The sequence below is a fragment of the Candidatus Thermoplasmatota archaeon genome, assembly GCA_034660695.1.
Classification (GTDB): domain Archaea; phylum Thermoplasmatota; class E2; order UBA202; family DSCA01; genus JAYEJS01.
Map to the genome: position 1 here is coordinate 1 of JAYEJS010000090.1, position 7077 is coordinate 7077.

Genomic DNA, 7077 nt, shown 5'->3' on the forward strand with positions numbered 1-7077 from the left:
TTTACTACACTTTTACTGATGTAGAATCGATGATCTTTTAAACTTGAGTCATAAACCTTCTTCAAGTCCTTCTCATCGAGATAAGCATAGATAAGCGTAGTGCTGTAAACCAACACTCTTCCTTAAAGAATGACTCATGAGACTCTTTTTGGTGGAATGTGTATCCGCATTCGTCATAGTAAAGCCTATCTCCAGATACCCTATGGCGAATGTTGCATACAGTTCCGCATTGCCGATTACACGCAAACAGAAATCCCAATATTTGAGAGATATGTAGTAGCAAACGATGGATTTATAAAAGAAAAAAAGATTAGGGAGAGAATATCATGTCACGTGAAGATTTTAAGTCTTTCATTCCTGCAGAAGAAAAACTTCCAGAATTGACTCTTAAGGCCGTGCTCGTGGGCATGGTTCTTGCAATTATTATGGGCTCAGCAAATGCGTATCTGGGTCTTTATGCAGGAATGACTGTATCAGCTGCCATACCGGGAGCGATAATGGCACTTGCTCTTCTAAAGCCGTTGAAAGGTAACATACTGGAAAATGTAACAGGCATGATGGGGGCAGCAGCAGGTGAGGCACTGGCAGCAGGAGTGATTTTCACGATCCCGGCCCTCGTTGTTATCGGTGCCTGGGATAATATCCACTATCTGGAAACCACCCTCATAGCACTGATTGGCGGACTTCTGGGCGTTCTATGGATGGTCCCGCTGAGAAGAGCCCTTATAGTAAAAACTGATTTACCATTTCCAGAAGGAATTGCAGTCGCTGCCGTAATTACCACGGCGGCTGGCGGCGGGGGGGGAAGCAAGGGAAGCGAGGGGAGCATATGGATGGTGGTGGGAGCCGCGCTTGCAGCAGTGGTAAAATTCTCACAGGTATCGCTGAATATTTTTAGGGGAAGCGTTGAGAAAGTAGTTGCAGTTGGAAAATATTATATATTGGGGCGATCAACAGAGGGTTATTTTTATGGGGGAAGTGCAGCCTCGCCGGCGCTGCTTGGCGTGGGATATATCGTGGGGCCCAGGATTGCTTCGTTTGTTTTCGCAGGAGGTTTACTCGGCTGGGTTGTTCTGACACCGCTGATTATCCTTTCCACCGGCATGCCCGCAGATGCAACCAGCACGTTAGATGGATTTTATACGATATGGGGGGACTACGTCAGGTATATCGGTGTCGGGGCGATGGTTGTCGGAGGTCTGTACACGATATGGAGCTTGAGGAGCAATCTTATGGGAGGGATAAAAGAAGCCATCATAGGATTGAGAGGAGGAGAAGTAGTGACGAAAAAGAGGACAGATACCGATCTGAATTTTAAAAAAGTATTTCTTACAATTGGATTTCTTGTCATCCCCACATTTATACTATATGCATGGGCGTCCGAGACGTATGCCATATCAGCATTCATGTCGGTATTACTTGTAGTCGCAGCCTTCCTGGCGAGTGCAATAGCAGGGTACATGGCGGGGCTGCTCGGCTCATCAAATAATCCCATATCGGGTGTGACGGTAGCAGTACTGCTTTTCGTGAGCATACTGATGCTGGCATTCGGAGTGACGGGGATAGAGGGCATGACGATCGTGATACTAATGGCAGCTGTTGTGTGTTGTGCAGGAGCTATATCCGGAGATGTCTTACAATCAATGGCGGCGGGCGAGATGATAGGTTCAACACCCTACAAACAGCAGCTTGCAGAAGTATTCGGCATAATTGCGGCAGCCCCTGTACTTGGCATTGTTGTAAAGGCGCTAGATGGGGCATATGGAATAGGCACAAAGAATTTACCTGCCCCTCAGGCGTTTTTAATGGGGGGGATTGTAAAGGGAGTCATTGGAGGAGAGATGGTATGGCCATATGTCATTGCGGGTGCGTTTCTTGCCCTGGTATTAATACTGATGGATATTCCTGTTCTGCCCGTGGCAATAGGAACATATCTGCCGCTCTCCCTCAGCATACCGATTTTTGTCGGGGGGGGTGTAAGGGCTGTAGTGGATAAAATAATAGCAAGGAGATCCACAGGCAATGAAGGGGAGGAGGAACTGAGCGACTGGGAAATGGCCATTAAAAAGCATGGGGTGTCACCCAAAGAAAGGGCCCACCGTACTGGCCTGCTATTCACCGCCGGCCTTATTGCGGGAGAGGCAATAATGGGGGTCATATCGGCGTTCCTGATTATAGGGCATGTGAATTTGAAATTGCTGGAGGATGCACCGTCATGGCCCGGAATGCTTATCTGGTGTTATATCGCATTTCTGGTAGGATATGTTGTATTGAGGGAATTTAACAAAGCCCAATCTGAGAGTGAAAAGTAAAAATTTTAAACTTGAGATAGGGAAAGATGCCAGGCCTATGCGCACCGCGGAGTGGTATGAGGAAGAAGGGCTTGCCAGAATCAAGGCCATCAAATTTGAAGGAAAATTGGGCAAATGGCTTTGCAGGGTATTGAAAAAGCAGAATTACATAGTGGTAAATCTGGACGAAATGGGTTCATTCATATGGAAGAGATGTGATGGAAAAACAACTGTCGGGGAAATATTGAATGAAATGAAAGAAAGCATGGGAGAAAAATTTGAAGAGGAAGGCATGGAGAAGCGCTCTTTTTTGTTCCTCCACATGCTGAAAAACCGCGGGCTTATAACCTGGGAATGAATGATATCTATAGAATAACCATCTGAAAAAAGCTTCTGTTAAAGCATCATAGGCTTATTTCCCGGACAAGCCTTTCCTTTGTTATCTCACCTTTAGGGATTTCCTCTCCATTTATAACTACCGCGGGCACTTCAGTAAAATTATACTTGTTCCACTTCTCTAATCCTTCTTGAGTGTTCACGCTTATCCATTTTATATTCACGCTGTATTCTTTCTCAATTTCCTTGATTATGGGAGTCGTTTCCTCGCAATCACCACATCCTTCCATGTAATAATACTCAACAATTGTTTCTCCTCCAGATGGCAGAAAAAGGAGTAGAAACAGGATCGCTACAAGAGTTAGAAAAGCTGCCATGCCTGCATATAAAATGTGTTTCATTTTTTTCTCTTGATGTATAAAGCAGCGAGGAAAATCACCGATGCAACAACCACGATTAGGGCTACTTCTCCCCACGGAAAGTCGGCTTTGCTTTCCTCCTGAAAGGAAATGCCCAACGCTTTCTTTAAATCAAGAGCTGCAACGGCTTGCTCTCTTGCCCCTAATGCTTCTTTTATTGAAAGAGAAGCGATGGCCATCGCACCACCCTCACTTTCTTCTTTTTCCGCATCTTTCAGGTGTAGTTCTGCCAGCTCAATTGTCATCTCTGCAAATGGAGCATCAACAGTTGGTTCCTTATATACCCTGGAGAGACTCAAGTTCGCGTATTCCAAATACGTCCTGCACATCTTTAGTGCCTCGTCACGGGTATTAAATCCTGGATGAGCAGTTAAATATTCTGCCAGAGATTTTGCGTGAGATGCTTTCATTAAAGCCAGATAATATGACTCAGCCTTGCAATATCCTTTTGCTTCTTCCAAAAGATTTCTCGCTTTCGCTGCTCCTCCAAAACTTTCTACATACTCAACGGCTGTTTCTGCAAGCTCAATCCATCTTGATGCTATAAACTCTGATGCATTTTTTATATCCGTTTCATTCACCTGTGAAGCGTTATTCCTTGTATAGGCGATTTCTATAAAGTCTTCTGCCTTGTGAAGCAGTGATTTTGCCTGTATGCCTGACAGCAAAGCCAAAGTGTATCCCTCTTTTTCCAGATGGGAAGCTGATTTGTTAATAAAACCTTTAGCTTCTCTCACGTTTTTCTCCGCTAAAGCGAGCCATTCCATGGATGCAATGCTTTTCGGAGTTGTACCATTAAATTCTTCACTTATCTCAGAAAAATTTTGCTGGACATCGGCAAGAAGGAGATTACAAGCACTCTCATTTCCCATAGATTTTAGCATAGCGGTCGCATTCTCCATCCAAATTGATGCGAAGCATTTTACTAAAAGCTTATATGAATAAAATGGATACTTTCCTCCATTTTCTTTTGCTTTGACAAAACTCTCGTATCCAGGCACGGACTCGTTTTCGTACATTGCAGAAATTTCGGATAACTCCATTTGGAACAATTGATGGTAGACGCTTCTCTCCTGTCCAATAGAAGCAGGAAATATTGTGGAAAGCACAATGAAAATGAGTAATACAACGCAGGGTTTACTGTTCATCCTTGTCCTCGCTATCCTGAAAAGCTTTCGATATTATATTTATTCCGGCTGAGTTTGATCTCTATTCGTTATTCAACGCACTGTGGAACACAGATTGCTATTGCCCGTGAAGATATAAGGGCCCCCATGATCATTAAAGGAATTTCAATAAGCCCATCCAAAGGCATGAGATCGGGGATGAAGGCTGGGATTACCACCCCTATAACAAAGCCAACCCAGAAGAGGGGGTGGCTGAGCGTGCATTTGATCAAGCATGACCAGTTTATGGGAGGGAATGTTTCGCCCGAATATGCTATTTCACCATCAGAATATGCTATATCTGTAACACCTTCCTCTCGCTGGAGGTTGAACAGGAAACCGTTCGAGATTGGTTTTGCTGATAAGATGCCTGCATCGCTTACTTGATTCCCTTTTATGAAAGATATAAGGACGCCCATAGCTAGTGGAGTTACCACGAGTGCTGGTTTTCCTTCCGTGACAAACGATTTGTCAAAAACTGGCTTCACGTCATATTGGGTGATCAACCGCTCTATCATTGGAGAGTTTTTCAGGATGGTTATTTCATCGTTTGCTTTCTCCACTTTTCCTTCCTGTCTCCAAGGATGACATGCGATTGCTGGAGCAACCGCTGTCATCAATATTGCGACGGATAAGGCTATACTCAAGATTGCTTTCCGTTTCATGTTTCCCACATTTGAATAGCGTTTTAATTATTATTTGTTCCGGTGGAGACTGTTCCGTCTGTTGTTGTTGTAACAGTGGTACCGATAGCGGGGATCGTCATGGTAACATCCTCCGAGGTAGCATATATGTCCACTGCAACTGAGGAAGTAGAACCTTGTCCACTACTCTGGGCAGCACACCATCCCATACACCCCACGATAGGACTAGAGAACATTGCAACTCCCATGTACCCAACAATCAGATTAAATGGAAAGTCTATAAGACCCCCCTCACCAAAGAGACCGTACAAAATAAGTGCCTCTGAGAGGAGCCACCACCAGAGGGGGACATCATCCAAACAATTATCAACACAATCTCCCCATCCACCAGAGTCTGAAGTCTGCGCCATCATCGTCTGCGAAGCTACTACTCCCCCGCTCGTTTCGGACACGGTTATATCATCAAAGGAAGAAGCCGAATATAACACTTCAGTGCCGTCCGGTGAAACAGAGTATAATGCACCGTCTGTTATGGGCTCCATTACTGTACATCCCACCTGGCTTACTTCTCCGTTGGATAGGTGGATTATCAGAGAAGCTTTTTCCTCGCTGGGTGTATTCAGGGGAACGGTTACAATCGTTTTGGAACTGTCGACGTCTTTGATTATTGCACTGTTAAAATTAAGGTCAGCACCAGATGCACTCAGAGCGTTCAACACATCCTGTACCTCAGCCGAGTTTTCTGTGTTTGTGATTGTTGTTTTCTCCGTTGTCGTCAATTCATCAAAAGTTTTTACTCCAGTTGATGTGGGCTCACAGGCATCGGTTTCTATCACAAGTGGCATCATCGACACAGTCACCATTGCTATCGCCAAAACAAAACCCAAGATTTTTGCTTTTTGTTTCATTTTTTCCACCAGAACTATAATATGTGTATATATATAGACTTTCGCCAAAAGTTTTATTCTCAAGTTTAAAAGATCCTTGATTTTTCCTTCTGTAGAAGTGTAGTAAAATTTTAGAATTTTCGCTGCTAAATAACTTTGATATACCTATCTAGTCCTAGTTGCGAAAAAACAGCAGCTTGTACAGGGTTCATCTCCTTGACTTTCAACTGAATATCACCTGTCCGAACATCTTTCACTAGAGCTACTTGTAAGTCTCTCAATTCTTCAAGGAGTTGCTCGTCACTAACAGTAACTCTTCGGAGTTGTTTTTTTATCAATCGAATAAAAGAGAGTGCCATCACACATAGAAATATGTGAACCCTTATTCTGTCATCCTTATCATGATAAACAGGTGGTATTGGGATGAGTAATTTTCCATGGAGCCACCTAAATGTTTTCTCTACCTTATACTTGCTGTGGTATGCCTTTACAGTTCTTCGTGTATCCCATTTTTTGAGATCAGTAAATATCACATTTTTCCCAAATTTTTCCATCATTTTTTCTTCTTTTTCTTCGAGTAGTTTCCATTCGAACTTCCTGTTTTTCCCGTCGATATCCCACCAGTACACTGCTCTGTACTGCTTTGGGATCGCTTGAGTGATGTTTGTTGTTAATCCTTTGACAGTCATTCGTTTTCCTCTACCTTTCTTTCTCTCAAATTTTTCTTTTAGCTCTGTCAATTTTTTGTTGATGTTTTCCTTTCTTTTCTCCCAAGTTCTTGCCTGTCTCTTTTTCGTGTTTGGATTATATGTAACAATGACAGTGAACTCTCCTAAGTTCCACAGTTCTCTAGAGGTCCTGTAGGCTTTTAAAGCTGTACCATTTCTCATTCGATAAATAAACTTAAATTCCTCTAAAGGGATCTCTAATAGATCTGGTACTTCATCGAATGATATAGAACCAACTATGTGGCAGTTTTCTAACACCTCCCTAATATTATCCTCTGAGTTGTTTCCTTTGTCAAAAACAATAGTAATCTTGCTAGAGTTACGGCATAATTTTTGAATCTTGCTCACAATCTCGTTTATACTTCTTTTGAATAGATGAGCATCGTTTTCGTTTCTAGGATACACTGAATGGTACAATGGAATTTCATCCTTACTTAAGACAATACCTGTACCGATGATGTTCTTATCAAAACGCTTATCTTTAGCATACCCTGGGTTAGGAAGTTCTTTATCACCCCAGTTCTCGATGTTTGTAGAATAATTAGAAGTATCCCATAGGACAAGAGATGGTTTCAGACCAAGTGAAACAAGCTTTGCACCGAATTC

Annotated in this window: 7 protein-coding genes; 2 read left to right on the top strand and 5 right to left on the bottom strand. The window is 43.0% G+C overall.

Translation table 11 applies throughout. The features are described from left to right. Positions 1-326: 326 nt before the first annotated feature. Both U9O96_04605 and U9O96_04610 read left to right on the top strand, forming a co-directional pair. Positions 327-2312, top strand: coding sequence for an oligopeptide transporter, OPT family (locus U9O96_04605; GenBank protein MEA2054380.1), 1986 nt, complete (start codon positions 327-329; stop codon positions 2310-2312). Then, on the top strand, positions 2302-2649 hold the full coding sequence (locus tag U9O96_04610) for a PqqD family protein (protein ID MEA2054381.1): 348 nt from the start codon (positions 2302-2304) through the stop codon (positions 2647-2649). The genes U9O96_04605 and U9O96_04610 overlap by 11 nt, the downstream gene beginning before the upstream one ends. Before the next feature lie 46 nt (positions 2650-2695). Here U9O96_04610 and U9O96_04615 read toward each other — a convergent pair whose 3' ends face one another. The 5 genes from U9O96_04615 to U9O96_04635 all read right to left on the bottom strand — a co-directional run. Beyond that, positions 2696-3028 carry a thioredoxin family protein gene (locus tag U9O96_04615; protein ID MEA2054382.1) on the bottom strand — a complete coding sequence of 111 codons (333 nt, stop codon included), beginning with the start codon at positions 3026-3028 and terminating at the stop codon, positions 2696-2698. After that, the gene (locus U9O96_04620; protein MEA2054383.1) at positions 3025-4194 is read right to left on the bottom strand and encodes a hypothetical protein; all 1170 of its coding nucleotides are present in this window, start codon (positions 4192-4194) and stop codon (positions 3025-3027) included. Before U9O96_04620 ends, U9O96_04615 begins: the two co-directional genes overlap by 4 nt. A gap of 68 nt (positions 4195-4262) precedes the next feature. Then, positions 4263-4877 carry a hypothetical protein gene (locus U9O96_04625; GenBank protein MEA2054384.1) on the bottom strand — a complete coding sequence of 205 codons (615 nt, stop codon included), beginning with the start codon at positions 4875-4877 and terminating at the stop codon, positions 4263-4265. Between the two features lie 23 nt (positions 4878-4900). Next, positions 4901-5764: a hypothetical protein gene (locus U9O96_04630; protein MEA2054385.1), complete on the bottom strand. Its 864-nt coding sequence runs from the start codon at positions 5762-5764 to the stop codon at positions 4901-4903. A gap of 125 nt (positions 5765-5889) precedes the next feature. Beyond that, on the bottom strand, positions 5890-7077 hold a 1188-nt coding region (locus tag U9O96_04635; GenBank protein ID MEA2054386.1), incomplete at its 5' end, for an IS1634 family transposase.

Bases quoted from the DNA above. Each gene is read 5' to 3' on its own strand.
- U9O96_04605 (MEA2054380.1), top strand. From the start codon at position 327: ATGTCACGTGAAGATTTTAAGTCTTTCATTCCTGCAGAAGAAAAACTT.
- U9O96_04630 (MEA2054385.1), bottom strand. From the start codon at position 5,764: ATGAAACAAAAAGCAAAAATCTTGGGTTTTGTTTTGGCGATAGCAATG.
- U9O96_04615 (MEA2054382.1), bottom strand. From the start codon at position 3,028: ATGAAACACATTTTATATGCAGGCATGGCAGCTTTTCTAACTCTTGTA.
- U9O96_04620 (MEA2054383.1), bottom strand. From the start codon at position 4,194: ATGAACAGTAAACCCTGCGTTGTATTACTCATTTTCATTGTGCTTTCC.
- U9O96_04625 (MEA2054384.1), bottom strand. From the start codon at position 4,877: ATGAAACGGAAAGCAATCTTGAGTATAGCCTTATCCGTCGCAATATTG.